The organism is Sphingomonas sp. Root710 (genome assembly GCF_001429065.1).
In the GTDB taxonomy this organism is placed as follows: Bacteria; Pseudomonadota; Alphaproteobacteria; order Sphingomonadales; family Sphingomonadaceae; genus Rhizorhabdus.
In genome coordinates this window covers 108,842-133,573 of sequence record NZ_LMIB01000017.1, presented here as the reverse complement: position 1 = coordinate 133,573, position 24,732 = coordinate 108,842, and the positions used below count along the sequence as shown (strand labels likewise).

Genomic DNA, 24,732 nt, shown 5'->3' with positions numbered 1-24,732 from the left:
GCGTATCTGTCGTGCCGTAACGGCAATTGAATAAGGGATTCCTGATATGCGATTTCTCCTCTTGAGCACAGCGGCGCTTGGCATGGCGCTTGGCGCATCCGCCGCTTCGGCCCAGGATCTGGCCACCACCTCGTCCAACTGGACGGGTTTCTATGTCGGCGGCCAGCTGGGCTACAGCTGGCAGCCCAGCGACGGCGACGAGACGGTCAGCTTCGACCGCAATCGCGACGGCACCTTCGGCGACGCCTTCCCGAACTTCGCACCGGGCTTCTGCGGCGGCTCGCCCACCTCGCGCTCGCCCGCGACGGGCTGCACCAAGGACAATGACGCGACCCTGTGGAAGGTTCACGCCGGTTACGACTTCCAGTTCGGCGAGGAAAGCGGCCCCGTCGTCGGCGCCGTGATCGAATATGGTAAGGCCTATCTGTACGACCGCGTGACGGCGTACAGCACTACGCCCGCGACCTACACGTTCAAGGCGAAGCTGAAGGACAATTACTCGATCCGCGGCCGCGCCGGCTATGCGCTGAGCACCGGCACGCTGGTCTACGGCACCGGCGGCTATACGATCGGCAAGATCAAGAACAGCTTCACCACGACCAACGGCGTCAACACCTTCACGTCGAACGACAGCAGCAAGAACGCCAAGGGCTGGAACTATGGCGGCGGCATCGAGCAGAAGGTCGGCCCCTTCTCGATCGGCGCGATGTATCTGATGACGGCGCTGAAGAATAACGACTATCGCGTCGCTGTCACCGGCGGCCCCGTCGGCGGTCCGTTCACCGTCGTCAGCGGCACCGGCACCGACATGAAGCGCAGCTTCAGCAAGTTCGCCTATCATTCGGTGCTGGCGACGGTCAGCTACCACTTCTGATCGATTTCAAGAGGAGGAACGGGCCGGATGGGGTTTCCCCGTCCGGCCCGTTTTCCATTTTCAGGGTGGTCACCCCCACGAAGCAGCGAGCGGCCGCCTCGATTCAGTCCATGTCGGCCGCGAGCGCCTGGACGAGCGATTCGCGAATCGCCAGCAGTTCCGCCCGAGCGAGGGCGGGGAGGGCGGATTGGCTGACCACCAGCACCGGCTGCGGCGCAATCGGCGTGGGATCAGGCGGTGACGGCGGGGCTTCCGGTTCCGGTGTCCCCTTCTGCGCGAGCAGCTTCTGGACGCCGCGGATCGTATAGCCCTGCTCGTTGAGCAGGCTGTGGATCCGGCGCACCAGCGCCGCATCGGCAGGGCGATAATAGCGCCGGTTGCCCGCCCGCTGCAGCGGCCGGAGCTGGGGAAAACGCGTTTCCCAATAGCGCAATATATGCTGCTGGATACCGAGTTCGGCCGAGAGTTCTCCGATCGTACGGAACGCGTCCTCGGCTTTATCTCCGCCCGAACTCATTGAAAAATCGCCTTAATTACCCGCAACAATCCGATCACGCAGCATCTGGCTGGCCCGGAAGGTCAACACGCGGCGCGGTGCGATCGGCACCTCCACCCCGGTCTTCGGATTGCGGCCGACGCGCTGCCCTTTTTCGCGAAGGATGAAGCTGCCGAATCCCGAAATCTTCACATTCTCGCCCTTGGCGAGCGCACTGCACATATGCTCGAGCATCTGTTCGACGACCGACGCCGAGTCAGCCCGTGACAGGCCGATTTCCCGGTGTACTTCCTCCGACAGGTCCGCTCGCGTCAATGTCCCCCGATCCAACGCCATACCGCCCCCCAATCACATTGAGTATCGGTCACCTTACGTTTAGTCCGAGGCGAATCAAAGCCGATTCACAAGGGCTTCCGTTGCAACCTTCCGGCGAGCGGCGATCCTAGTAGCGAACCGCCGCCGCGCCCCAGGTGAAGCCGCCACCCATCGCCTCGAGCACCAGCAGGTCGCCGCGCTTCACGCGCCCGTCGCGCACCCCCACGTCAAGCGCGAGCGGCACCGAAGCAGCGGAGGTGTTGGCGTGCTGGTCGACGGTCACGATCACCCGCTCAGGCGCCAGGCCCAGCTTGCGCGCGGTGGCATCGAGGATCCGCCGATTGGCCTGGTGCGGCACCACCCAGTCGATCTCCGAAACATCGAGATTTGCGGCACCCATCACTTCGCGCAGCACTTGGGCCAGATTGGTGACGGCGTGGCGGAAAACCTCCTGCCCCTTCATGCGCAGTTTGCCGACCGTCTGTGTCGTCGACGGGCCGCCATCGACATAGAGCAGCTGGTTGTGCCGGCCATCGGCGTGGAGCCTGGCGGCCAGGATACCGCGCTCGCCTGTCTCGGCCCTGAGCACCACCGCGCCCGCGCCGTCACCGAACAGGACGCAGGTCGTGCGGTCTTCCCAATCGAGGATGCGGCTGAACGTCTCCGCGCCGATCACGAGCGCATGATCCGCAGCGCCACTGCGGATCATGCTGTCCGCGACGGTAAGCGCATAGAGGAAGCCCGAGCAGACCGCCTGAACGTCGAAGGCGACGCAATCGTCGATGCCGAGTGCGGCCTGGACGATCGTCGCCGAAGCGGGGAAGGTCTGATCGGGAGTCGACGTGGCGAGCACGATCAGCCCGATCTCCGATGGCGCGACGCCGGCGGCCTCGAGCGCGCGGCGGGCGGCGTCGGTCGCGAGCGATGCGGTCGTCTCCCCCTCGCCAGCGATGAAGCGCGCGCGGATTCCGGTGCGTTCGACGATCCACTCGTCTGAGGTGTCGACGGTCTCAGCCAGTTCGGCATTGGTGACGCGGCGGCGCGGCAGCGCCGATCCGGTGCCGGCGATGACGGAGCGACGGCTCATGCGACGCTGCTTTCTGGCTGGGAATTGTCGGGCTGGGTCAGGCGCCCGCGGAAATGTTCGAGGTCCTCCGTGATCCGGCGGGTCATATCGTCGCGGGCGATCCTGTTCGCAACGCCGATCGCGTTGGCAACGCCATTCGCGTCCGCGCCGCCATGGCTCTTCACCACCAGCCCGTTGAGGCCGAGGAAGACCGCGCCGTTGTGATTGTTCGGATCGAGATGGTGGCGCAACAGCGCGAAGGCGGGCTTCGACAGCAGGAAACCGGCCTTGGAGCGCAGCGAGCTGGAAAAGGCGCGGCGCAGCAGGTCGGTGATGAAGCGCGCGGTGCCCTCGATCGACTTGAGCGCGATATTGCCCGAGAAACCGTCGGTCACCACCACGTCGACCTCGCCCCGGCCCAGCCGGTCAGCCTCGATGAAGCCGTCGAAGCGCCATTCGCCGCTGGTCTGCTGGCGCAACGCGGCGGCGGCTTCCTTGAGCTCGCCGGTGCCCTTCAGCTCCTCGGTGCCGATGTTGAGCAGGCGAACGCGCGGCGTCTTCACGCCCACCGCTGCCCGCGAATAGGCCGCGCCCATCACCGCGAACTCGACGAGGTTGCGTGAATCGCATTCGGTGTTCGCGCCGAGATCGAGCATCACGACGTCATTGTCGCCAAGAGTCGGCATCAGCGCAGCGAGCGCCGGCCGGTCGATCCCGTGCATCGTCCGCAGCGACAGCTTGGCAATCGCCATCAGCGCGCCGGTGTTCCCGGCGGACAACGCGGCGGCGGCCTGACCGTCCTTCACCGCGAGGATCGCGGCGCCCATCGAGCTGGTCTTGGTCCGGCGGATCGCCTGGCTCGGCTTGTCGTCGCCGGTGATCACGTCGTCACAATGGACGACCGTCGAATCGGAGAGCACCGGGAAACGTGCGAGTTCAGCGCGAATCGCCGGCTCGTCGCCGAAGAGCATGAAGCGCAGCGCCGGATCGCGCCCGCGGGCGATAGCCGCACCGGCGATCATCGTCGCCGGCCCGCCGTCACCGCCCATCGCGTCGAGTGCGATTCGCGGCGCCTCGTCCACTGTCATGTCCCCTGCTGGACTCTATCAGGCCTCGACGGAGATGATCTCGCGGCCATTATAGTGGCCACAGGCGCCGCAGAGATTGTGCGGGCGCTTCAGCTCGCCGCAGTTCGGGCATTCCTGATAGGACTCGACCGAAAGCGCGTCGTGGCTGCGGCGCATGTTGCGCTTCGAGGGCGTGGTTTTTCTCTTCGGGACGGCCATGTCGGCACCTATTCCTAACTAAATAAATAAAGCGGCGAACGCCCGGCACGCTGAGGGCCGGGCTCGCCGCGAGCGCGCGACCTATAGCGATTTCGCTCCGCGTTGCAAGTATCGCCGCGACCTGCCAATCATCCGTTCATCTCAGAGGAGGGGCTGACATGATCCTACCGATTACGCTGACCATCGCGGGCGCCGCCGCCATCGTCAATCTCTGGCTGGCGGTCCGCATCGTCACCATCCGGCTCAAGGCCAAGGTGCTGATCGGCGACGGGGGCAACGCGCTGCTGACCGCGCGGACCCGGGCTCAGCTCAACTTCGCCGAATATACCCCGATCGTGCTGATCCTGATCGGCCTGATCGAGCTTGCCCGCGGCACCAGCAACTGGCTGTGGGCGGTCGGCATCATCTATATCGTCGGCCGAATCCTCCACCCCTTTGGCATGGACAAGCAGACTCCGCACCCGCTGCGGGCGGCTGGGATCCTGACCACCTGGCTCGTGCTGATCGGCCTGGCCGGCTATGCGCTGAGCATTCCCTACACCACCAGGAACGGCACGATCACGACGGTGACCAGCGACAGTCTGCATTGATGGGGATCTCAGGCGCTCCTGCCTGAGACGGGATCTATATTCCGACCACCTTGTCGCCGACGAACGGGTTGCCCGCGCGTTCGTGGGCGAAGGTGGACATCGCGCCATGGCCGGGCACGAAGGCGGTATCGCTGCCCAGCGGCCATAGCTTTTTGGTGATCGACGCGATCAGATCTTCATGGTTGCCGCGCGGGAAATCGGTGCGGCCGATCGACCCCTGGAACAATACGTCGCCCACCAGCGCCAGCTTCGACGCCGGATGGTAGAAGACGACATGGCCCGGAGTGTGGCCGGGGCAATGGATCACGTCGAGCACCAGTTCGCCGACCGTCACCTGATCGCCGTCGTTCAACCAGCGGTCGGGCTCGAAGGGACGGCCTTCTATCCCGTAGCTGCGGCCATCATCGCCCAGCCGCGCTATCCAGAAACGGTCCTCGGGATGCGGCCCCTCGATCGGCACGCCGAGCTGTTCGGCCAGGATGCCGGTGCCGCCGCAATGATCGATGTGACCATGGGTGACGAGCAGCTTCTCGATCGTCACGCCATGCTGCCGGGCCGCGGCCTTGAGCCGATCGAGATCACCGCCTGCATCGACGAAGGCGCCCTTCATCGTCCTGGTGCACCAGAGCAAGGTGCAATTCTGCTGAAAGGCGGTAACCGGCACGATCACGGCCTTGAGCGGCGGCTGGGCTTCATTGTCCATGGGCCCGAGATGATCAATGCCAGCCGACATTGCAAGGCGCGGTCACGCAGGGCTGCGACGTAAAAAATGCGGCCATAAGAAAATTTTCGAGGCGAATCGGGAACTTGCCTCTAGGTTCCGGCCCTGCTGCCGAATCGAAACCAACCGACCGGCAGCGGCGTATCTATCCAGGGCAACTGTAACAGGGGCATTTGGTCGCGATGGCGGCACGGGCATTCGATCTGATCGAGACGATGCGCTTCGAGGCGGTCGACGGCTTCGTCGAACTCGAACGCCATCTCGCGCGGATGAAGGCCAGCGCCGAAGCGCTCGGTTTTGCCTTCAACCGCCATGATTGCCGCAACGATCTCCAGGCCGCGACCTTCCGCCTGGTCGAGGATGCGCGAATCCGGCTGATGCTGTCGCGGAGCGGCGCGCTGGCGATCGAGGTTCGCCCGATGCCGCCCAGGCCGGCCGAACCCGTCGACGTCGCGATTACCCCCCTGCCGGTCGCGCCAGACGATCCGCGGCTGGTCCACAAGACCACCGATCGCGCCTTCTACGACGACGCCCGCCGCGACGCCGGGGCGTTCGAGGTCGTCTTCGCCGGCGCGGACGGGCTGCTGACCGAAGGCAGCTTCACCAATATCTTCGTCATGCGCGACGGCAGGCTGGCGACACCGCGCGGCGGCGCGCTGCTGCCCGGCATATTGCGCGAGATCCTGTTGGACCGCGGCGAGGCCTATGAGGCGGATGTCCGCGTCGAGGACCTCGCCGACGGTTTCTTCATCGGCAATTCGCTGCGCGGGTTGATCGCGGCAAGATTGGTTGCGCCGCACAAGCACGGTTGAGGCCGGGGGCTCCCTCCCCTATAGCGCCCGCGATTCCTAACCGACCCAATCAGGAAAGCGCCTCGCCATGAGCCTCATCGCCCCTGCCCTCAACCGCATCTCGCCTTCGCCGACGCTCGCCATGACGAGCCGGGTGCTCGAGCTGAAGGCGAAGGGCGTCGACGTGATCGGCCTTTCGGCAGGCGAGCCAGATTTCCCGACCCCCGATTTCGTCAAGGAAGCGGGGATCGCGGCGATCCGCAACGGCCAGACCAAATATACCAATGTCGATGGCACCGCCGAGCTGAAGGCGGCGATCGCCGCGAAGTTCAAGCGCGACAACGGGCTGAGCTATGAAGCGAACCAGATCAGCGTGAACGTCGGCGGCAAGCATACCCTGTTCAACGCGCTGGTCGCGACCGTCTCGGCAGGGGACGAGGTGATCATCCCCGCGCCCTATTGGGTCAGCTATCCCGACATCGTCCAGTTCGCGGGCGGCACACCGGTGTTCGTGAAGGCGGGCGCGGCGCAGAACTACAAGGTAACCCCCGAGCAGATCGAGGCCGCGATCACCCCGCAGACCAAATGGCTGCTCCTCAACTCGCCGTCGAACCCGAGCGGCGCGGCCTATAGCGCCGACGAGCTCAAGGCGATCGCCGAGGTCATCCGCCGGCACCCGCATGTCTGGGTGATGGCCGACGACATGTACGAGCATATCCTGTACGACGGCTTCGAGTTTGCGACCATCGCCCAGGTCGCGCCCGACCTGTACGAGCGGACGCTGACCATCAACGGCTGCTCGAAGGCCTATTCGATGACCGGCTGGCGGATCGGCTTCGCCGGCGGGCCGACCCCGCTGATCAAGGCGATGGCCAAGCTCCAGTCGCAGTCGACCTCCAACCCCTGCTCGATCGCGCAGGCCGCCGCCACCGCTGCGCTCAACGGCGACCAGAGCTTCCTCCAGGAGCGCAACGACGCCTTCAAAAGGCGCCGGGACCTCGTCGTCGCGATGCTCAACCAGATCGAGGGCGTCAGCTGCCCGACGCCCGAAGGCGCGTTCTATGTCTATCCGGACGTCTCGGGGCTGATCGGCCTGTCGACCCCGGCGGGCAAGAAGATCGCCAATGATTCCGACCTGATCGACTATTTCCTCGACGATGCCCGCGTCGCTGCAGTCAACGGCGCGGCCTTCGGTCTCGAGCCCGCTTTCCGCGTCAGCTATGCGACGTCGGAAGAGATCCTGACCGAAGCCTGCACCCGCATCCAGGCCGCCTGCGCGGCTTTGAAGTAGCCTCAGGCGCCGGCGTGCGCATCCGCGCACCTGACTATCCTCCCCGGACTACGTCCGGGTCCGGCGCGCGCTTTGCGCTTGCGGAGCCTTTACAGGCTCCGATGCCGGGACGCTCCAGCGGCACCCAAGGCCGAACGGCCGCCCGAGCTTATGCGAGGAAGCCAAGGCGGGCGGAGGCCCGCCGCCCGGCGTTTGAGGGCAAACAAAAGTGCCAAATCGTTGAAAATGTTTGGCTGGCCCCCATCTGTGTGACATAATGGTCACAGGATGAGAAAAAGGATCCCCTTTGACGGACAGTCCTAACCGGCCGCTCATCGCCGGAATTTCGGCGGGTCTCCTGCTGCTCGGCGCAGCCGGAATGATGGCGACTCGCAGCCCGGCAGTCGCTCCGGCACCCAGGGTCGATGCCGGCCCGATCGTGCGTGTTCCCGCCCCCGCGGTCGATCCGGCCGAGACCGGAAAGACCGCGACCGCCGTGCTGGCGGGCGGCTGCTTCTGGGGCGTGCAAGGCGTGTACCAGCATGTCGGCGGCGTGGTGTCGGCTGTCTCGGGCTATGCGGGCGGCCAGGCGCAGACCGCCAATTACGACACGGTCGGATCGGGCACGACCGGACATGCCGAGGCGGTGAAAATCACCTATGATCCCGGCAAGATCAGCTACGGCACATTGCTGCGCATCTTTTTCGCGGTGGTCGCCGATCCGACCACGCTCAACCGTCAAGGGCCCGATCGCGGCACCCAATATCGCACCGCGATCTTCCCGACGACACCGCAGCAACGGGCCGTCGCCGAGGCCTATATCGCGCAGCTGCGCGCGGCGAAGGCGTGGAAGGCACCGATCGTGACCAAGGTCGAGCGCCATCGCGGCTTCTATCCGGCGGAGCGCTATCATCAGGATTTCCTGACCCGGAAGCCCGATTATCCATATATCGTCTACAATGATCTGCCCAAGGTCGAAGCACTTCGCGTCGCCTTTCCGCGCCATTTCCAGCAAAAGCCCGTGACGGTCTATCCGATTGGGTAGACCTCAGGCGGCCAGTGGAAAATCCAGCAGCTTCTCCTGCACCGCGATCAGCGCGCGCGCATCCGCGCCGACCGCCTTCAGGATGACGGGGTCGGCGGCGTTCATGCCGCCGGTCAGCACCCCGAAGGACGGCAGAATCAGCTTGCTCCGTCCCGCCACGAAACATGGCCGAGAAACCCGGCGGCCGCGCAGGGTCACCTGATATTTTGGGTGAAAATGTCCAGATATCTCGGGGCGCGGATCGCTAGGGTCGGCCTCGTGACGAAGCCAGAGCCCGTCCAGTTCCACCTCGGCGGCGACATGGCCACCGAGCGGATCGGTGATCACCGCGTCATGGTTGCCGGTTATCCAGGTCCAGCGCGTCTTGGCGGTCAGCAGGCCCAGCAGGCCCAACGCCTCATCCGGCAACCGCGCGATTCCGCCGCGATCGTGGAAGCTGTCGCCCAGGCAGTACAGCGATTGCGCGCCCGTGCGATCGATCAAGGCCGCGACACGACGCAGCGTCTCGATGGAATCATAAGGCGGGAGCATCTGGCCGCGCAACGCATAGCTGCTTGCCTTTTCGAGATGGAGATCGGCCAGCATGAGGCTGCGGGAGGGGGCGTGGAACAGACCGCCCTCCGCCAATGCACACAAGTCGACCGAACAGAACGAAAAGGGAACCATGCCGCCTGATATATCGGGCGCACGGGCATCGCAATCCCCTCCGCAACCGAAGACCGCACGCCCCGCCGCATCGAGGCTGCCGCCCTCGCCGGATGACGAGGAGTTCCACGTCCCGCCAAGCAGATCAATGCTCCGGTTCGCCGTACAGATCGTTCACCATCGCATGGCTGTAACCGGCGTCGAGATCCTCGGCGGGCACGTCCGTCACCTCGGCGAGTTCCTTCATCATGACGCCGGGGCTGGGGAATGCCTTGCGGTCGAGCTGGCTGTCGGCCTTCCACAGACCGGCGCGGTTGACCGCCTTGCCGCAGTGGAAGAGCACGTCGTCGATGCGGACCACCACAGCGGTCTTCGGCCGGCGCGTGCCCTCCTTCAGCCTGTCGAGTATCTCGCCATCGACCGTCACTCCGGCGCGCCCGTTGATCCGCATGAAGATATCGAGACCAGGGAAAATGAAGAGCAGGCCGACGCGATCGTCACGCACGATGTTGCGCAAGGATTCGATCCGATTATTGCCGGGCCAATCGGCGAAACAAACCGTCTCGCGGTCGATCGTCTGAACGATTCCCGCCGCTCCGCCGCGCGGCGAGGCGTCGAGCCCGTTGCTGCTCCCAGTCGCCAGGATGAAGAAGGTCGCGCTGCGCAGATATTCGAGGTGGAAGTCCGTCAGATGGCTTCGGACCGCCCGCTGCACCAGATCACCCGGCGGCGCATAGAGCGCGCTGAGTTCCGCGTCGTTCAGATAGGCGATGTCACGATCCATGGTCGGCTCCTTCGCTGCGCCTTTATGCTGTCGCCGCATCAACCTGTCATCCGCACGGCGGTCCATATTCTCCCAGGCTAACCTCTCGCGGTTTGACGCTTATGGATTCCCGCTATCACGAAAGAGCGCAAAAGGCGTGACTCCCGTCGACTGGCCAGGTTTCGATCACCTCGACGAAGCGCGACAGCCAGCCATTGGTCTGGTGCCCATCGACGACCCGATGGTCGATCGTCAGCGACACGTAGGCGAGCGGGCGGATCTGGATCGTATCGACGCCATCTATCTCGCGCACCACGACCCGCTTCTCGGTCTTGCCGATGCCCAGAATCGCCGATTGCGGCTGGCTGATGATGATCGGCGTCGCGAACAGCGACCCCGACACGCCGTGGTTGGAAATGGTGAAGGTGCCGCCGCGCATGTCCGCCGGGGTCAGCTTGTTGGCGCGCGCGCGCTCCACCATGTCGGTCAACCGCTTCGCGATGCCGAGCAGCGACAGCTCTTGGCACTGGCCGACGACCGGCACGACCAGCCCCTTGTCGCCCAGCGCGGTGCCGATGCCGATGTTGACGTCGTCGAAGATGTCGAGCCGGTCGTCATACCAGCGGCTGTTGATCGCGGGCGCGGCCTTCATCGCCGCGACGCAGGCGGCAATGAAATAGGCGGTGAAGGTCAGGTTCGCGCCGTCCTTCGCAAAGGCATCCTTATGCTTCCTGCGATGCGCCATGATCGCCGAGAAATCGCATTCGAACATTGCGGTGACGTGCGGGGCGACAGTCACGCTGTTGAGCATGTTCTGCGCGATCGCCAGCCGCATCCGGTCATGCGGGATCGAGCGCACGCCACCCGTGGGGGCGGGCGCATCCGGGCGCGATGCGGGCTGCGGCGCGGGAACCGCAACAACCGTCGCGACGGGCACGGAAGGTTCGGCCCGCGCGGCGACGGCCTTGTCGACATCGGCGCGGGTGATCCGCCCGGCCCGGCCGGTGCCGGTGATCGTCGCCGGATCGATATTGTGGGTGCGCACCGCGCGGCGAACCGACGGCGACAGCGCCTGCGCCATCGCGTTCGTACCGCCGCCGGCAGCAGGGAGGGATGCCGGTGCCGGCGCTAGCGCCACCTCCCCAGGTGCGGCCCCGGCATCCCCGGCAGCGGCCGGCGCTTCCGCGCCATCCACCGCCGCTCCGATCCGCAGACGGCCGAGCAAAGCGCCAGGCTCGGCCTCTGCGTCGGATTGCAAGATGATTTCCTCGATGATCCCAGTCGCGGGGGCGGGAACCTCCTGGGTGACCTTGTCGGTCTCCAGCTCGACGAGCGGATCATTCTCCTCCACCCGTTCACCCACACGCTTCAGCCAGCTGCGGACGATGGCCTTCGTACCCTCCTGTTCGGCGGGCACCAATATGTCGATGTAGCCCATGGTCAGCCCCCTCAGAACGCGATCAGCTCGTCGATCTTGGCGCGGATGCGCTCGACCGACGGCACCGCCCAATCGAGCAGCACGGGATTATGCGGACTAGGGATGTCGGGCATGGTGACCCGCGCGACCGGCGCGTCGAGATCCATGAACGCCTCATCGGCCACCACCGCGGCGATCTCCGCGCCGAAGCCCGCAGTCTGCAGATCCTCATGCACGATCATGCAGCGGCGGGTGCGGCGCACCGATTCGAGCACCGCCTCGCGGTCCCACGGCATCAGCGTGCGCAGGTCGATCACGTCGGCCGAGACATGCGCCGCCGCATCCTCGCACCGCGGCACCATCGCGCCCCAGGTGACGATGGTGATGTCGCTGCCCTGGCGGGTCAGCTTCGCCTTGCCAAACGGCAGGACGAAATCGTCGCCCGGATAGGGCCGCCGCGCCCAGGCAAGGTCGAGCAGATTGCGATGTTCGAAGAAGATCACCGGATCGTTGCCGCGCAACGAGGCGCGCAGGAGACCGACCGCATCCTCGGCATTGGACGGCACCGCGACCTTCCAGCCCGGATTGTGGACGAAGGCGACCTCGTTGGTCTGGCTGTGCCAAGGATCGCCGCATTTGAAGAAGCCGCCCGGTATACGCACCACCATCGGCGCGGCGAAGCGGTTGTTGGTGCGCCAGCGCATAGTACCGCAATCGTTGATCTGCTCGGTCGCGGGCTCGGCATATTTGCGAAATTGGATCTCGGGCACCGGCATTAGCCCGGCCAGCGCCATGCCGACCGCGCGGCCGATGATCCCTTCTTCGGACAGCGAGGTATCGAAGACGCGGGCCGTGCCATATTTTTCCTGGAGACCCAGGGTCACGGCGTGGACGCCGCCCTTGGGGCCGATATCCTCGCCGAACAGCACGACCTTGTCGTTGATCGTCAACTCGTGATCGAGGGTGCGGCGGATCGCGGTCACCATGTTGATGCGCTGCCCCTCGGGCTTCGCTTCCTCGGTTGCGACGGGGGCGACATAGCCGTGCAGCGCCATGCCGCCTTCCGCCTGCATCTCGCCCTCGAAGAAGACGTTCTTCATCACATCGGCGGGCATCGAAATCGGACGCGCCCGCGCTTCCTCGCACGCGGCCTCGGCGACGCCCTGCGCGTCATCCTGCAACTGGTCCCATTCGGCTTCGCTCAGCACGGCGGGGACGAGGTAGGATTTCAGCTTGGGCAGCGGATCGCGCGCCCATTCGGCCTCGACGACGTTCGCCGACTTATAAGTCTGCGTGTCCTGGAAGCTGTGGCCCTGGAGGCGCGGCACGGTCAGGCGCAGCAATGCGGGCGCACGCTGATCGCGGACATAGGCGGTCGCCTCATCAACCAGCCGCGCGGCTTCCGCCGGATCGGTCCCGTCGCCGGAAAATATCTCCAGACCGTTCCAGCTTGCCAGATTGGCGGCGATATTGCCGCCCGGGGTCTGGAAGGTCGAGGGCACCGAGATGCCAAAGCCGTTGTCCTCGATGTAGAAGAGCATCGGCAGCTTCTGCGTCGTCGCGATCGTCAGCGCCGCCCAGAAGCCGTTCGACGCGACCGATCCGTCGCCGCCGAGCACGACCGCGAGCGCCTTGTCATAGGCGGGGTCCTTCACGACAGTGCGATAATATTCGATCGCCTGCGCCCAGCCCGCAGTCGGGGTATATTGCGCCCCCACGCCGCCGCACATCGGCAGCGCCGACGCGCCGTTGGGATTGGGGAAGTTGAACACCACGCCGATATCGCGGCCGTCCGAATAGCCGCCCGCGCGGCCCATCGCCGAACCCAGCGCGTCGGCGACATCGACGCCGAGCGCGAGCAGCAGCGGGCGCGACCGATAATAGCCGCAGCTCGCATCCTGCGGATTGTCGAGACGGCAGCCGAGCAGGATCTGCCCCATGTCATGGCCGCGCGCGGAGAATTGATAGAGGACCTCCTTCTCGGGGACGAGGCGGGTCTCCTCCATATGGTCGAGCGCACGCGACAGATGGACGAGATAGGCGACGCGCTTCCAGTCGACATTCTCGTCGGGAGCATTGCGGCGATCGACCTTGAGAGCACGGGTAGCCATGGGGAGGACGTCCTGATTCAGCGGAGCGACGCGAGCGCGTCGACGAAGGCATGGATGGTCTCGGGGGTGAGACCGGCGAGGTTGATGCGGCCCGATGCGGGCATGTAGATGCCGCGCTCCTCGCGCAGCCGGGCGACCTGCTGCGGGGTGAGCGGCAGGGTCGAGAACATGCCGTGCTGGCCGGTGAGCGGCGACAGCGTCGGATCGGCGGCGGCGAGCAGAATGCGGATGCCGCGGATGCGGTCGCGCATCTCGGCAAGCTCGGCCTTCCAGTCGGCGGTCAGCGCCGGATCGGACAGGATCACCCGGACGATCGCCGCGCCATGATCGGGCGGCATCGACCAGTTGGCGCGCGCCAGCGACAGCAGGTTCGACTGGACGACCGATGCGGTGTCCGCATCGCGCGACAACGCGTAAAGCGCGCCGACCCGCTCGCGATACAGACCGAAATTCTTGTCGCACGAATAAGCGAGCAGCCCCTCGCCCACCGTGTCGAGGACGATCCGCGCCCCCTGCGCGTCCTCGTCGAGCCCCCGGCCCAGCCCCTGATAGGCGAGGTCGATCAGCGGCAGCACGCCGCGCGCGCGCATCACATCGGCCAGTTCCTGCCACTGCGCCGCGTCGAAATCGGCGCCGACCGGGTTGTGGCAGCAGCCATGCAACAGCGCGACGTCACCGCGCTTCGCCTGCCCCAGCGCGTCAAGCGCGCGGCCGAAGGTCAGCCGCTGGGTCGCGACATCGAAATGCTCATAAGCAGCGAGTTCGAGGCCTGCTGCTTTCAGGATCGGATGATGGTTCGGCCAGGTGGGTTCACCGATCCAGACCCGCCCCTGCGGATTGAAGCGCGCGATCAGCTCTGCGGCGAGGCGCAACGCGCCCGTCCCACCCGGTGTCTGCAGGCCGGTCAGGCGCGTGCCATGTCCGGCATCGCCGAAGATGACCGGCTTCAGCGCCTCGAAAAAGCCGGTGTCGCCTTCGGGCCCCAGATAGCCCTTGCTCTCCTGCTCGGCGACCAGACGGCGTTCGGCCTCCTTCACCGCGCGCAACACCGGGGTGCGCCCCTGCGGATCGCGATAGACGCCGACCCCGACATCGATCTTTCCCGCGCGCGGATCGGCGCGATAGGCCCCGATCAAGGCGAGCAGGCTATCAGCGGGCTGCGCACTCAGCGCGCCCGGAAACAGGCCTGCTTCCTCGGCTTCGACAAGGGTCGATGGTTCGACGGCATTCAGCGACATATCTGCATCCCCATTATCGGGATGCATTTATCTCATATTGCTTGCATATTGCTTTTCAGATTTGGCATGTTCAGCCATTGATTTGAATTAAACGTTCCGCATCATGGTGAAATATGAAAGACAATAATCTCCCCATCATCCTCGATGCGCTGGACCGCAAGATTCTGACCAGCCTGCAGCAGCGCGGCAATATCAGCCATGCCGATCTGGCGGTGGAAGTCGGCGCGTCACAGGCATCCTGCTGGCGGCGCATCCGCGCGCTAGAGGAGAAGGGCGTGCTCGGCCCGGCGGTGCGCCTGCTCGACCGCGAGCGGGTCGGCCGGGGCCTCGATGTGCTCTGCCAGGTTCGCATGAAGGCGCATGATCGCGACGCCCGCCGCAAGTTCGAGGAGTTTGCCCAGCAGCACGACAATATCATGGAGTGCTTCTCGATGTCGGGCGAGTGGGACTATCTGGTCCGGCTCGTGGTCGGCAGCGTCAAGGAATATGAGGAGATATTGATGCAGGAGATATTGGCGCAGGACGTCGCCTCCTCCGCGTCGCACTTCTCGCTCAAATGCGTGAAGTACAAGACCAGCATTCCGTTGTGAGCCGTGCGGACCTCATAAATCCGCTCATCCTGAGTAGGGACTGAGCCTGGCGAAGGCCCGTATCGAAGGACCCTCCTTCGATACGCCATTTCGACAAGCTCACTGCCTGTCCTGAGCGCCTGCAAGGCAGTCGAAGGGGCTACTCAGGATGAGCGGATGGGTTTGAATCCGCTCAGAATAGACCTAGCGTGCGCTGGGAAGGATAAGCCCCGACACCATATCGGCCAGCTCGTCGGGCGAGACCGGCCCCGCCGGATCGAACCAGGTGTGGGTCCAGTTGATCATCCCGAACAGCAACATGGTGAAGGCGCGCAGGCGCGGCGCATCCTTGGGCGAGCCCGGCAGCTTGGCGAGAAGCAGTTGGACCGCATCGATGATCGACCGCTGCTTGCCGACGATCACGCCGCGCCGGTCCTCGGGCAGGTTGCCGAGTTCGTTGAGCAGCACCTTGTGCCGGTCCGCCGCGCCCGCATAGTGCCGCATGAAGGCATGGATCAGCGCGTTGACCTTGTCGCTGTCGCCCTGCCCCCGCTCGATCGCCTCGTTCACATCATCGACGAGCTGCTCGAGATGCGAGCTCATCACCTCGAACAGCACGTCCTCCTTGGACGGGAAATAATGGTAGAGCAGCGACTTGGAGACTTTGCAGGCCGCGGCAAGGTCGGTCATCGACGCGCCCTGGAAGCCGGCGCGCGCGAACAGCGCCGCCGCCTGATCCAGCATCGCCTCGCGGCGTTCCCCATAATCGGCGGCCTGCGTCCGTGCCATGCGTTCCTATGTCCCCGTCGCTCGTCAGACGGCGCTTGTAGAAACTCCTCGCCGGTCCGTCACCTGCGCCCCTCTCAGATGGCGTTCATCGTCAGAAGGTCATAGGTGGCGCAGAGTTCGTCGGCGCTGTCGGTGATCGACACCGCCCAGCGGACCTCTCCATATTCGTCGTTGCGCTGGGTCTTCGACTTGACGGTCAGCGACACCTTGATCGACTCGCCTGGCGAGACCGGCTTGACGAAGCGCAGCCCTTCCAGACCGTAATTGGCCAGCACCGGGCCCGGCGCGGGATCGACGAACAGCCCGGCGGCGAAGGACAGCAGCAGATAGCCATGCGCCACCCTGCCCGGGAAGAAGGGGTTCGCCGCGGCGGCCTCCTCATCCATATGCGCGTAGAAGGTGTCGCCGGTGAAGTTGGCGAAATGCTCGATATCCTCGAGCGTCACGATCCGCGACGCGGTGTTGAGCGTGTAGCCGATCGCCAGTTCGCCGAAGCGCTGGCGGAAGGGGTGGACATCGCCGGTCGGCTGCGGCGCGCCGGTCAGCCACTGACCGGTGATCGCCGACAGCACGCGCGGATTACCCTGCAAGGCCGAGCGCTGCATATAATGCTTCACGCCGCGCACGCCGCCCATCTCCTCACCGCCGCCCGCGCGGCCGGGGCCGCCATGGATCAGCATCGGCAGCGGCGATCCATGGCCGGTCGATTCCTTGGCGCTGTCGCGATCGATCAGGACGATGCGGCCATGGAAGGCCGCCGCGCCCAGCACGAAGTCACGCGCGACCTGCGGATCATAGGTGAAGAAGGACAATGCGAGGCTGCCCATGCCGCGATTGGCCAGCGCGATCGCATCGTCGAGATCCTTGTACGGCATCAGGGTCGAAACCGGGCCGAACGCCTCGACGTCGTGGACCAGCTGTGCGCTCCAGGGATCGTCGCTGCGGAACAGCAGCGGCGAGATGAACGCGCCCTGCCCTTCGGCTCCACCGGTCACCGTGACCTTGTCGATATCGCCGAAGCTCAGCTTCGATTCCTTCGCCATGGCGCGGGCGCGGCTGCGGACGTCCTCGAGCTGGCTCAGGCTGGCGAGCGGGCCCATCGTGACGCCCTCGACCTGCGGGTCGCCGACCACCACCTTGGCGAGCCGCGCCTGCAACGCCGCCTCGGCGGCGTCGAGCAGCGCGGCGGGTACGAAGGCACGGCGGATCGCGGTGCACTTCTGCCCCGCCTTCACCGTCATCTCGCGCGCGACCTCCTTGATGAACAGGTCGAACTCGGGGCTGTCCGGGGTCGCGTCGGGGCCGAGCACCGAAGCGTTGAGCGAGTCGCGCTCGGCAACGAAACGGACCGACTCGCGCGCGATCACCGGATGCGCCTGCAGCTTCATCGCGGTGGCCGCCGATCCGGTGAAGGACACGACGTCCTGACAGGTGAGATGATCGAGCAGATCGCCCGCAGACCCCATGACGAGCTGCAGCGCGCCGTCGGGCAACACGCCCGATTCGATCATGATGCGGAAGGCGGCTTCGGCGACATAGCCGGTCGACGACGCCGGCTTGACGATCGCCGGCACGCCGCCCAGCAACGTCGGTCCGAGCTTCTCCAGCATGCCCCACACCGGGAAATTATAGGCGTTGATGTGCACCGCCGCGCCGTGCAGCGACGTGTAGACATGCTGGCCGGCGAAGGTGCCGCGCTTGCCGATCGGTTCCAGCGCGCCGTCGATCACGATGGTATCGTCGGGCAGCTCGCGGCGGCCCTTGGACGAGGTGGTGAACAGCGTGCCCGCGCCGCCCTCGATATCGATCCAGCTGTCCATGCGGGTGGCGCCGGTCGCCCAGGACAGCGCGTACAGCTCTTCCTTGCGCTCCATCAGCGCCTGCGCCAGCGCCTTGATCATCCGGGCGCGGGCATGGAAGGTCATCGCGCGCAGCGCCGGGCCGCCCACCTTGCGGGCGTGATCGAGCATCGCCTTGAAATCGAGACCCTGGCTGCTGAGGGTCGCGACGACCTCTCCCGAGACCGCGGAACGGACCTGCTCGGTCCCGCCGGTCGGTGCGACCCAGGCGTCGGCGGCGTAGTTGAGAAGGGCGAGAGTCATCATATGGTCCTTTGAAGCGAGGATCAGCGGCCGGTGAAAACGGGCGGCCGCTTGGCCATGAAGGCGGCGACGCCTTCCTGATAATCGTGGCCGAAGCCGAGCTCGCGCATCGCGTCGCGCTCGATGTCGAGCTCGTCATCGAGCGATTTGAGCGAGGAGCCGCGGATCAGCGCCTTGGTCCGGGCGAGCCCCTTGGTCGGCCCCTTGGCGAAGCGCGCGGCCAGAGCGTCGACCTCGGCGGCCAGCGCATCGTCGTCGACGCATTTCCAGATCATGCCCCAGCTCGCCGCGGTCTCGGCGGGCAGCGGCTCGCCGGTCAGCGCGAGGCCGAGCGCGCGCGCCTGGCCGATCAGCCGGGGCAATATCCAGGTGCCGCCCGAATCGGGGATCAGCCCGATATTGGCGAAGGACTGGATGAACTTCGCGCTGCGCGCGGCGATGACGATGTCGCAGGCGAGCGCGATATTCGCCCCCGCCCCGGCCGCGACGCCGTTGACCGCGCAGATCACCGGCATCGGCAGATTGCTCAGCCGCCGGATCAGCGGGGCGTAGAAACGCTCGACCGAATCGCCCAGATCGACAGCAGCGCCGCCCGGCGCGACGGCGCGGTCGCCCAGGTCCTGTCCCGCGCAGAAGCCGCGCCCCGCGCCGGTCAGCACCAGGGTGCGCACGCTCGCATCGGCCTCGACCCGGTCGAGCGCGGCAGCGACTTCGCCGTGCATCTGAACGGTGAAGCTGTTGAGCCGGTCGGGCCGGTTGAGCGTCAGGCGCGCGATCCCGTCCGATATGCCGAACTCTATCGTCTCGAACGTCACCTTGCCGCTTGCTCCCGTCGATTGCTTTAATAGACTGCCCGGTCAGACTATTATTGGCAACCCTCTTTTTCGGCGCTACCTGAGGACGCATGGAGATTCGCAGCAACGCCCCGATCGCCGTCATCGGCGCCGGCACCATGGGCGCGGGTATCGCCCAGGTGGCGGCGACCGCGGGCCATCCCGTCACCGTCATCGATCAGGCGGAGGACGCGCTGGAGCGCGGCCGCGCGACCGTCGCCGCCGCGCTGGATCAGGCACTGCGCAAGGGGCGGCTAGACGAATCGGCGCGCGACGCCATCGCCGCGCGGATCACCTGGGCGACCGACATCGCCGCCACGGCTGGCCATGCGCTGGCGATCGAGGCGATCGTCGAGCGGCTCGACATCAAGCAGGCTCTGGTGACCGCGCTCGCTGGGGCGATGCCGCCCGATGCGCTGATCGCCAGCAACACCTCCTCGCTCGGCATCGGCGACATCGCGGCCATCCTCGACCGGCCCGAACGCTTTCTCGGCCTTCACTTCTTCAATCCCGTACCCGCAATGAAGCTGGTCGAGGTGATCGCCGGCCCGGCAACCGACCCGGCCGCGGTCAATGCCGCGGCGGACCTGATGCGCGCCTGGGGCAAGCGCCCCGTCATCGTCCGTGACGTGCCCGGCTTCATCGTCAATCGGGTCGCCCGGCCCTATTATGGCGAGGGCTTCGCCGCGCTCGGCGAAGGGATCGATCCCGCGCTGATCGACGCGGCGCTGACCGGCGGGGGCGGCTTCCGCATGGGCCCACTCGCGCTCGCCGATCTGATCGGCCACGACGTCAACTTCGCCGTCGCCTCTTCGGTCTACGACTCCTACGACGGCAAGACCCGCTTCCGCCCGCAGGACGCGCAACGCGCGCTGCGCGACGGCGGCCAGCTCGGCCGGAAATCCGGCACGGGCGTCTATGATTATGCGCAGGACCTGCCCGCGCCGCCCTATGCCGCCCCGGCCGCTGCGCCCGCATCGATCGCGATATATCAGCTCGACCAGCTCGCTCCCCTTGGCGCCGAGGCCCGCGCAGCCGGTATCGCGGTGACGGATGGTCCGGCGATCGGCGCCGACATGGCCCGGATCGGGAACAGCATGATGGCGCTCGGCGACGGACGCCCGCTCGGCGAGCGTCCGGGTGTCGATGTGCTGATCGACCAGTGCCGCGACTTCGCCAGCGCGTCGGTCAGCGTGATCAGCGCGACCTCCCCCGCCCACGCGGAAGCCGCCGCCGGGCTGCTCCAGGCGATCGGCCGCAAGGTGCTGGTCATCCCCGACCGCCCCGGCCAGATCGTGCTGCGCACCCTCGCCCAGCTCGCCAACGCCGCCGCCGACGCGGTGACCGACGACGTCGCCGACGCCGACGGGATCGACGACGCAATGATCCACGGCGCGAACCACCCCGAAGGCCCGCTGGGCTGGGCCCGCCGGGTCGGCCAAGGCCGCGTCCGCGCCGCGCTCGACAATATCGCCACCGCCAGCGGCGATGCGATGTACCAGCCCTCCAGCTATTTCGGTGCGCCATGACCATAGCCGACGATCTCGCCCGCCGCGTCGCGACGGAGATGCACGCCCGCGAGGGCACCGCCCCCGCCTGGGGCCTGACCCTTGATGAGGCGACCGAAGGCTATGCGCGGGTGCGGATGACCCTGCGCGCGGACATGCTCAACGGCCTCGGCACCGGCCATGGCGGGATGATCTTTGCGCTGGCGGACACCGCCTTCGCCTATGCCTGCAACAGCCGCAACCAGGCGACCGTCGCCCAGCAGGCGTCGATCCATTTCCTGTCGGCTCCGCGCGAAGGCGATGTGCTGATCGCCGAAGCCCGCGAGGATGCCGTCATCGGCCGCACCGGTTCCTACCGGGTCGATGTCCGCACCGCCGACGGCCGCCCCGTCGCCCAATTTCAGGGTCTGTCCCGCGCCATCGGCGGACCGGTCCTGCCCATCGAGGAGTAAGTCATGGCCGAAGCCTTCATCTGCGACGCGATCCGCACCCCGATCGGCCGCTATGGCGGCGCGCTCGCCAGCGTGCGGCCCGACGATCTCGCCGCGATCCCGCTCGCGGCGCTGCGTGAGCGCAATGCGGGCATCGACTGGGCCGCGCTCGACGATATCATCCTCGGCTGCGCCAATCAGGCGGGCGAGGACAATCGCAACGTCGCCCGCATGGCGGCGCTGCTCGGCGGCCTGGGCACCACCGCGCCGGGCACCACGATCAACCGGCTGTGCGGATCGGGCATGGACGCGGTCGCCTATGCCGCCCGCGCTATCAAGGCGGGCGAGGCCGACCTGATCGTCGCAGGTGGCGTCGAGAGCATGAGCCGCGCCCCCTTCGTCATGCCCAAGGCCGACAGCGCGTTCAGCCGCGCCAATGCGGTCTATGATACGACGATTGGCTGGCGCTTCGTCAACAAGGCGCTGAAGGCCGGCTTCGGCATCGATTCGATGCCCGAGACCGCCGAGAATGTCGCGCAGGACTTCGCGGTCAGCCGCGAGGATCAGGACAAGTTCGCGGTCGAGAGCCAGCGCCGCGCCGCCGCCGCGCAGGCCAGCGGGCGCTTCGATGCCGAGATCGTCGCGGTGCCGGTGCCGCAGAAGAAGGGCGATCCCATCATGGTCACCCGCGACGAACATCCGCGCGAAACCAGCATGGAAGCGCTGGGCAAGCTCAGGCCGATCGTCCGCCCCGACGGCACGATCACCGCGGGCAATGCGTCGGGCGTCAACGACGGCGCCGCCGCGATCATCGTCGCGAGCGAGGCCGCCGTCCGCCGCCACGGCCTCACGCCGCGCGCCCGTGTGCTGGGCGGCGCGGTGGCCGGCGTCGAGCCGCGCATCATGGGCATCGGGCCCGCCCCGGCCTCCGAAAAGCTGCTCGCCCGGCTCGGCATGTCGATCGGCGACATCGATCTGGTCGAGCTCAACGAAGCCTTCGCCAGCCAGGGGCTCGCCGTCCTCCGCCGGCTCGGCCTGCCCGATGACGCCGCGCATGTGAACCCCAATGGCGGCGCGATCGCGCTGGGCCACCCGCTCGGCATGTCGGGCGCGCGGCTCGTCCTCACTGCGGTCGAAGAATTGCAGCGGCGCGGCGCGGAAAAGGCGCTGTGCACGATGTGCATCGGTGTCGGCCAGGGCATCGCTCTCGCCGTCGAACGGGTTTGAGATAATTAATTGACCGTCTAGTCGGTCTATCATATAGACAGCTTATCGAGTCCGAAGGAGCGCGCATGTACACCACCGAACTTGGCAAGGCCGATGCGAAGGCCCCGACGCCGATCTCGAAGGAGGATCCCGCACTGCTCGCCGCGTTCGAGGCGCGCGTCGCCGCCGACGAGTTCATCGAACCGAAGGACTGGATGCCCGAGGCCTATCGCAAGACGCTCGTCCGCCAGATCTCGCAGCACGCCCATTCGGAAATCGTCGGCATGCTGCCCGAGGGCAACTGGCTGACCCGCGCGCCGTCACTGCGCCGCAAGGCCGTCCTGCTCGCCAAGGTGCAGGACGAGGGCGGCCATGGCCTCTATCTCTATTGCGCCGCCGAGACGCTGGGCACCAGCCGCCAGGAGATGGTCGAGGCGCTCCACGCCGGCAAGGCGAAGTACAGCACGATCTTCAACTATCCGACGCTCACCTGGGCGGATATCGGCGCGATCGGCTGGCTGGTCGACGGCGCCGCAATCATGAATCAGGTGCCGCTGCAGCGTACCTCATACGGCCCCTATGCCCGCGCGATGGTCCGCGTCTGCAAGGAGGAGAGCTTTCACCAGCGGCAGGGCTACGAGATCATGATGGCGATGGCCAACGGCACGCCCGAGCAGAAGGCGATGGCGCAGGACGCGCTCAACCGCTGGTGGTGGCCGTCGCTGATGATGTTCGGCCCGCCTGACGCCAACTCGCCCAATTCGGAGCAGAGCTTCCGCTGGCGGATCAAGCGCGACAGCAATGACGACCTGCGCCAGAAATTCGTCGATATCACCGTGCCCCAGGCCAAGTTCCTGGGCCTCAGCGTTCCCGATCCGGCGCTCCGCTGGAACGAGGAAAAGGGCGGGCATGATTTCGGCGAGGTCGACTGGGAGGAGTTCTACGCCGTGGTGCGCGGCGAGGGCCCGACCGCGAAGGAGCGGATGAAGGCCCGCCGCGCGGCATGGGACGAGGGTGCCTGGGTCCGCGAGGCCGCCGACGCCCATGAGGCGAAGCGCCGCGCGCGGCTCGCCGCCTGACCCCGGACAGCAAGGACATGACGATGAACAACGACTGGCCTCTCTGGGAGGTTTTCATTCGCTCGCGCGGCGGACTCAGCCACCGCCATGTCGGCTCGGTACACGCCCCCGACGGCGAACTGGCGGTGCGCCATGCGCGCGATGTCTACACCCGCCGCCTAGAAGGCGTAAGCCTGTGGGTGGTCAAGTCGAGCGACATCGTCGCGTCGGACCCCGCCGCCGCCGGTCCGCTGTTCGAACCGGCCGAGACCAAGGTCTACCGGCACCCGACCTTTTACGACATCCCCGACGTCGTGACGCACATCTGATGGCTAGCGCCCCCACCCTTGCCCGCGACGAAGCCGCGCTGATCGACTATCTGCAGCGGCTCGGCGACGACAGCCTGATCCTCGGCCAACGGCTCACCGAATGGTGCGGCCATGCGCCCGCGCTGGAGATAGACCTGTCGCTCGCCAATATCGGGCTCGACCTGATCGGCCAGGCCACGCTGTTCCTCAACCTCGCAGGCGAGATCGAGGGCAAGGGCCGCGACGGCGACAAGCTCGCCTTCCACCGCGACGTCCTCGCCTTCCGCAACTGCCTGCTGGTCGAGCAGCCCAATGGCGATTTCGCGCAGACCATCGCGCGCCAGTTCCTCTTCTCGACCTGGCAGCTCGCGCTGTTCGAAGGGCTGACCCGCTCCGCCGATCCACGCATCGCGGAGATCGCCGCCAAGGCGGTCAAGGAAGTCCGCTATCATGCCGAGCTGTCCGCCGACTGGGTGATCCGCCTGGGCGACGGCACCGAGGAAAGCCGCGAACGGATGATCGAGGGGCTCGACTGGTTCTGGCGCTTCGTCGACGAGCTGTTCGACGCCGATCCGCTCGAGGCGCCGCTGGTCGAGGCAGGCATCGCGGTCGATCGCGCCGCGCTGCGCCAGGGTTTCGACGCCACCGTCAATACTGTCCTGCACGAAGCGACCCTGCCGCTGCCCGAATATCCGCGCGGCGTGAAGGGCGGACGCATCGGCCATCATAGCGAGCATCTCGGGCATCTCCTGGCGACGATGCAGTTCCTGCCGCGCACCTACCCCGACGCCGTCTGGTAGGGCGATGACCGCCGCCGACATCGATGAGGCCGCGCGGCGCCGCATCATGGCGACGCTTGAAACCGTCCCCGATCCGGAGATTCCGGCGGTCTCGGTCGTCGATCTCGGCATTGTCCGCGGCGTGCGCAGCAATCCGCCCGCCGTGCTGATCACGCCGACCTATACCGGCTGCCCGGCGACGATCGCGATCGAGATGTCGGTGCGCACCGCGCTCGACGATGCCGGCTTTGCCGACGTGCCGATCGAGACCGTGCTGTCGCCGCCATGGAGCACCGACTGGATCAGCGATCAGGGCCGCGACCAACTAAAGGCCTATGGCATCGCCCCGCCGCCGCGCGGGACCGACGCCCCGTCGCTGCGCGCTGCCCCGGCCGAATGCCCGCGCTGCGGCTCGCTTCACACCCAGGAGGTCAGCCGTTTCGGCTCCACGCCGTGCAAGGCGCAGTGGCGCTGCCTCGACTGCCTCGAACCCTTCGACCGTTTCAAATGTCATTAGGAGT

At 66.5% G+C, this 24,732-nt stretch carries 27 protein-coding genes; 13 read left to right on the top strand and 14 right to left on the bottom strand.

Features of this window, described 5'->3' with window-relative positions; translation table 11 throughout:
- The first annotated feature begins 46 nt into the window (after nucleotides 1-46).
- Nucleotides 47-874: an outer membrane protein gene (locus tag ASE00_RS20105; RefSeq protein WP_056383510.1), complete on the top strand. Its 828-nt coding sequence runs from the start codon at nucleotides 47-49 to the stop codon at nucleotides 872-874.
- A 103-nt stretch (nucleotides 875-977) separates the two neighbouring features.
- Here ASE00_RS20105 and ASE00_RS20100 read toward each other — a convergent pair whose 3' ends face one another.
- The 5 genes from ASE00_RS20100 to rpmF all read right to left on the bottom strand — a co-directional run bounded on the left by ASE00_RS20100 (nucleotide 978) and on the right by rpmF (nucleotide 4,037).
- Entirely contained in the window at nucleotides 978-1,391 is a 414-nt protein-coding gene (locus ASE00_RS20100; protein ID WP_056383509.1) for a MerR family transcriptional regulator, read from the bottom strand.
- Nucleotides 1,392-1,403: 12 nt separating this feature from the next.
- Nucleotides 1,404-1,706, bottom strand: a complete 303-nt coding sequence (locus ASE00_RS20095; protein ID WP_056383508.1) for an integration host factor subunit alpha — start codon at nucleotides 1,704-1,706, stop codon at nucleotides 1,404-1,406.
- A gap of 106 nt (nucleotides 1,707-1,812) precedes the next feature.
- The gene (locus ASE00_RS20090) at nucleotides 1,813-2,772 is read right to left on the bottom strand and encodes a beta-ketoacyl-ACP synthase III (protein WP_056383507.1); all 960 of its coding nucleotides are present in this window, start codon (nucleotides 2,770-2,772) and stop codon (nucleotides 1,813-1,815) included.
- The gene (gene plsX / locus ASE00_RS20085; protein ID WP_082594878.1) at nucleotides 2,769-3,833 is read right to left on the bottom strand and encodes a phosphate acyltransferase PlsX; all 1,065 of its coding nucleotides are present in this window, start codon (nucleotides 3,831-3,833) and stop codon (nucleotides 2,769-2,771) included. The genes ASE00_RS20090 and plsX overlap by 4 nt, the downstream gene beginning before the upstream one ends.
- Before the next feature lie 24 nt (nucleotides 3,834-3,857).
- The gene (gene rpmF, locus ASE00_RS20080; RefSeq protein ID WP_056383505.1) at nucleotides 3,858-4,037 is read right to left on the bottom strand and encodes a 50S ribosomal protein L32; all 180 of its coding nucleotides are present in this window, start codon (nucleotides 4,035-4,037) and stop codon (nucleotides 3,858-3,860) included.
- Between the two features lie 158 nt (nucleotides 4,038-4,195).
- Between rpmF and ASE00_RS20075 the strand changes: the two genes are divergently transcribed.
- Complete coding sequence (locus tag ASE00_RS20075; RefSeq protein ID WP_056383504.1) at nucleotides 4,196-4,627, top strand: MAPEG family protein; 432 nt, start codon at nucleotides 4,196-4,198, stop codon at nucleotides 4,625-4,627.
- 34 nt (nucleotides 4,628-4,661) lie between these two features.
- On the opposite strand, the gene ASE00_RS20070 is transcribed toward ASE00_RS20075, so the two are convergent.
- Nucleotides 4,662-5,330 carry an MBL fold metallo-hydrolase gene (locus tag ASE00_RS20070; protein ID WP_056383503.1) on the bottom strand — a complete coding sequence of 223 codons (669 nt, stop codon included), beginning with the start codon at nucleotides 5,328-5,330 and terminating at the stop codon, nucleotides 4,662-4,664.
- Between the two features lie 200 nt (nucleotides 5,331-5,530).
- Between ASE00_RS20070 and ASE00_RS20065 the strand changes: the two genes are divergently transcribed.
- From ASE00_RS20065 to msrA, 3 genes are all read left to right on the top strand, one after another.
- The gene (locus tag ASE00_RS20065; RefSeq protein ID WP_056383502.1) at nucleotides 5,531-6,160 is read left to right on the top strand and encodes an aminotransferase class IV; all 630 of its coding nucleotides are present in this window, start codon (nucleotides 5,531-5,533) and stop codon (nucleotides 6,158-6,160) included.
- Nucleotides 6,161-6,227: 67 nt separating this feature from the next.
- Nucleotides 6,228-7,430, top strand: coding sequence for a pyridoxal phosphate-dependent aminotransferase (locus ASE00_RS20060; protein ID WP_056383501.1), 1,203 nt, complete (start codon nucleotides 6,228-6,230; stop codon nucleotides 7,428-7,430).
- A 286-nt stretch (nucleotides 7,431-7,716) separates the two neighbouring features.
- Entirely contained in the window at nucleotides 7,717-8,454 is a 738-nt protein-coding gene (gene msrA, locus ASE00_RS20055) for a peptide-methionine (S)-S-oxide reductase MsrA (protein ID WP_056383500.1), read from the top strand.
- Nucleotides 8,455-8,457: 3 nt separating this feature from the next.
- Here msrA and pdeM read toward each other — a convergent pair whose 3' ends face one another.
- From pdeM to ASE00_RS20030, 5 genes are all read right to left on the bottom strand, one after another.
- Nucleotides 8,458-9,120, bottom strand: coding sequence for a ligase-associated DNA damage response endonuclease PdeM (pdeM, locus tag ASE00_RS20050; protein ID WP_056383499.1), 663 nt, complete (start codon nucleotides 9,118-9,120; stop codon nucleotides 8,458-8,460).
- A gap of 124 nt (nucleotides 9,121-9,244) precedes the next feature.
- Nucleotides 9,245-9,883, bottom strand: a complete 639-nt coding sequence (locus ASE00_RS20045; RefSeq protein WP_056383626.1) for an MSMEG_1061 family FMN-dependent PPOX-type flavoprotein — start codon at nucleotides 9,881-9,883, stop codon at nucleotides 9,245-9,247.
- A gap of 115 nt (nucleotides 9,884-9,998) precedes the next feature.
- Nucleotides 9,999-11,300, bottom strand: coding sequence for a dihydrolipoamide acetyltransferase family protein (locus ASE00_RS20040; RefSeq protein ID WP_056383498.1), 1,302 nt, complete (start codon nucleotides 11,298-11,300; stop codon nucleotides 9,999-10,001).
- A gap of 11 nt (nucleotides 11,301-11,311) precedes the next feature.
- Nucleotides 11,312-13,390, bottom strand: coding sequence for a transketolase C-terminal domain-containing protein (locus tag ASE00_RS20035; protein WP_056383497.1), 2,079 nt, complete (start codon nucleotides 13,388-13,390; stop codon nucleotides 11,312-11,314).
- Nucleotides 13,391-13,407: 17 nt separating this feature from the next.
- Nucleotides 13,408-14,628 (bottom strand): amino acid aminotransferase, encoded by a 1,221-nt coding sequence (locus tag ASE00_RS20030; RefSeq protein ID WP_056383496.1) that lies wholly within the window; start codon nucleotides 14,626-14,628, stop codon nucleotides 13,408-13,410.
- Nucleotides 14,629-14,741: 113 nt separating this feature from the next.
- Here ASE00_RS20030 and ASE00_RS20025 point away from each other — a divergent pair, with 113 nt between their 5' ends.
- The gene (locus tag ASE00_RS20025) at nucleotides 14,742-15,218 is read left to right on the top strand and encodes an Lrp/AsnC family transcriptional regulator (protein ID WP_056383495.1); all 477 of its coding nucleotides are present in this window, start codon (nucleotides 14,742-14,744) and stop codon (nucleotides 15,216-15,218) included.
- Between the two features lie 183 nt (nucleotides 15,219-15,401).
- Here ASE00_RS20025 and ASE00_RS20020 read toward each other — a convergent pair whose 3' ends face one another.
- The 3 genes from ASE00_RS20020 to paaG form a co-directional block, all read right to left on the bottom strand.
- A complete protein-coding gene (locus ASE00_RS20020) occupies nucleotides 15,402-15,986 on the bottom strand; it encodes a TetR/AcrR family transcriptional regulator (RefSeq protein WP_056383494.1) in 585 nt (194 codons plus the stop codon).
- Nucleotides 15,987-16,060: 74 nt separating this feature from the next.
- Nucleotides 16,061-18,088: a phenylacetic acid degradation bifunctional protein PaaZ gene (gene paaZ / locus ASE00_RS20015; RefSeq protein WP_082594876.1), complete on the bottom strand. Its 2,028-nt coding sequence runs from the start codon at nucleotides 18,086-18,088 to the stop codon at nucleotides 16,061-16,063.
- Nucleotides 18,089-18,111: 23 nt separating this feature from the next.
- The gene (gene paaG / locus ASE00_RS20010) at nucleotides 18,112-18,903 is read right to left on the bottom strand and encodes a 2-(1,2-epoxy-1,2-dihydrophenyl)acetyl-CoA isomerase PaaG (protein WP_056383492.1); all 792 of its coding nucleotides are present in this window, start codon (nucleotides 18,901-18,903) and stop codon (nucleotides 18,112-18,114) included.
- An 89-nt stretch (nucleotides 18,904-18,992) separates the two neighbouring features.
- On the opposite strand from paaG, the gene ASE00_RS20005 reads away from it, so the two are divergent.
- From ASE00_RS20005 to paaD, 7 genes are all read left to right on the top strand, one after another.
- A complete protein-coding gene (locus ASE00_RS20005; RefSeq protein WP_056383491.1) occupies nucleotides 18,993-20,450 on the top strand; it encodes a 3-hydroxyacyl-CoA dehydrogenase NAD-binding domain-containing protein in 1,458 nt (485 codons plus the stop codon).
- Nucleotides 20,447-20,881: a hydroxyphenylacetyl-CoA thioesterase PaaI gene (paaI, locus tag ASE00_RS20000; protein ID WP_235538765.1), complete on the top strand. Its 435-nt coding sequence runs from the start codon at nucleotides 20,447-20,449 to the stop codon at nucleotides 20,879-20,881. The genes ASE00_RS20005 and paaI overlap by 4 nt, the downstream gene beginning before the upstream one ends.
- A 3-nt stretch (nucleotides 20,882-20,884) precedes the next feature.
- Nucleotides 20,885-22,087 (top strand): 3-oxoadipyl-CoA thiolase, encoded by a 1,203-nt coding sequence (gene pcaF / locus ASE00_RS19995; RefSeq protein WP_056383490.1) that lies wholly within the window; start codon nucleotides 20,885-20,887, stop codon nucleotides 22,085-22,087.
- A gap of 65 nt (nucleotides 22,088-22,152) precedes the next feature.
- On the top strand, nucleotides 22,153-23,145 hold the full coding sequence (paaA, locus tag ASE00_RS19990; protein WP_056383489.1) for a 1,2-phenylacetyl-CoA epoxidase subunit PaaA: 993 nt from the start codon (nucleotides 22,153-22,155) through the stop codon (nucleotides 23,143-23,145).
- Between the two features lie 17 nt (nucleotides 23,146-23,162).
- Complete coding sequence (gene paaB, locus ASE00_RS19985) at nucleotides 23,163-23,453, top strand: 1,2-phenylacetyl-CoA epoxidase subunit PaaB (protein WP_414819869.1); 291 nt, start codon at nucleotides 23,163-23,165, stop codon at nucleotides 23,451-23,453.
- Nucleotides 23,453-24,232, top strand: coding sequence for a 1,2-phenylacetyl-CoA epoxidase subunit PaaC (gene paaC / locus ASE00_RS19980; protein ID WP_056383487.1), 780 nt, complete (start codon nucleotides 23,453-23,455; stop codon nucleotides 24,230-24,232). The genes paaB and paaC overlap by 1 nt, the downstream gene beginning before the upstream one ends.
- Nucleotides 24,233-24,236: 4 nt before the next feature.
- On the top strand, nucleotides 24,237-24,728 hold the full coding sequence (gene paaD / locus ASE00_RS19975) for a 1,2-phenylacetyl-CoA epoxidase subunit PaaD (protein ID WP_056383486.1): 492 nt from the start codon (nucleotides 24,237-24,239) through the stop codon (nucleotides 24,726-24,728).
- Nucleotides 24,729-24,732 lie beyond the last annotated feature (4 nt).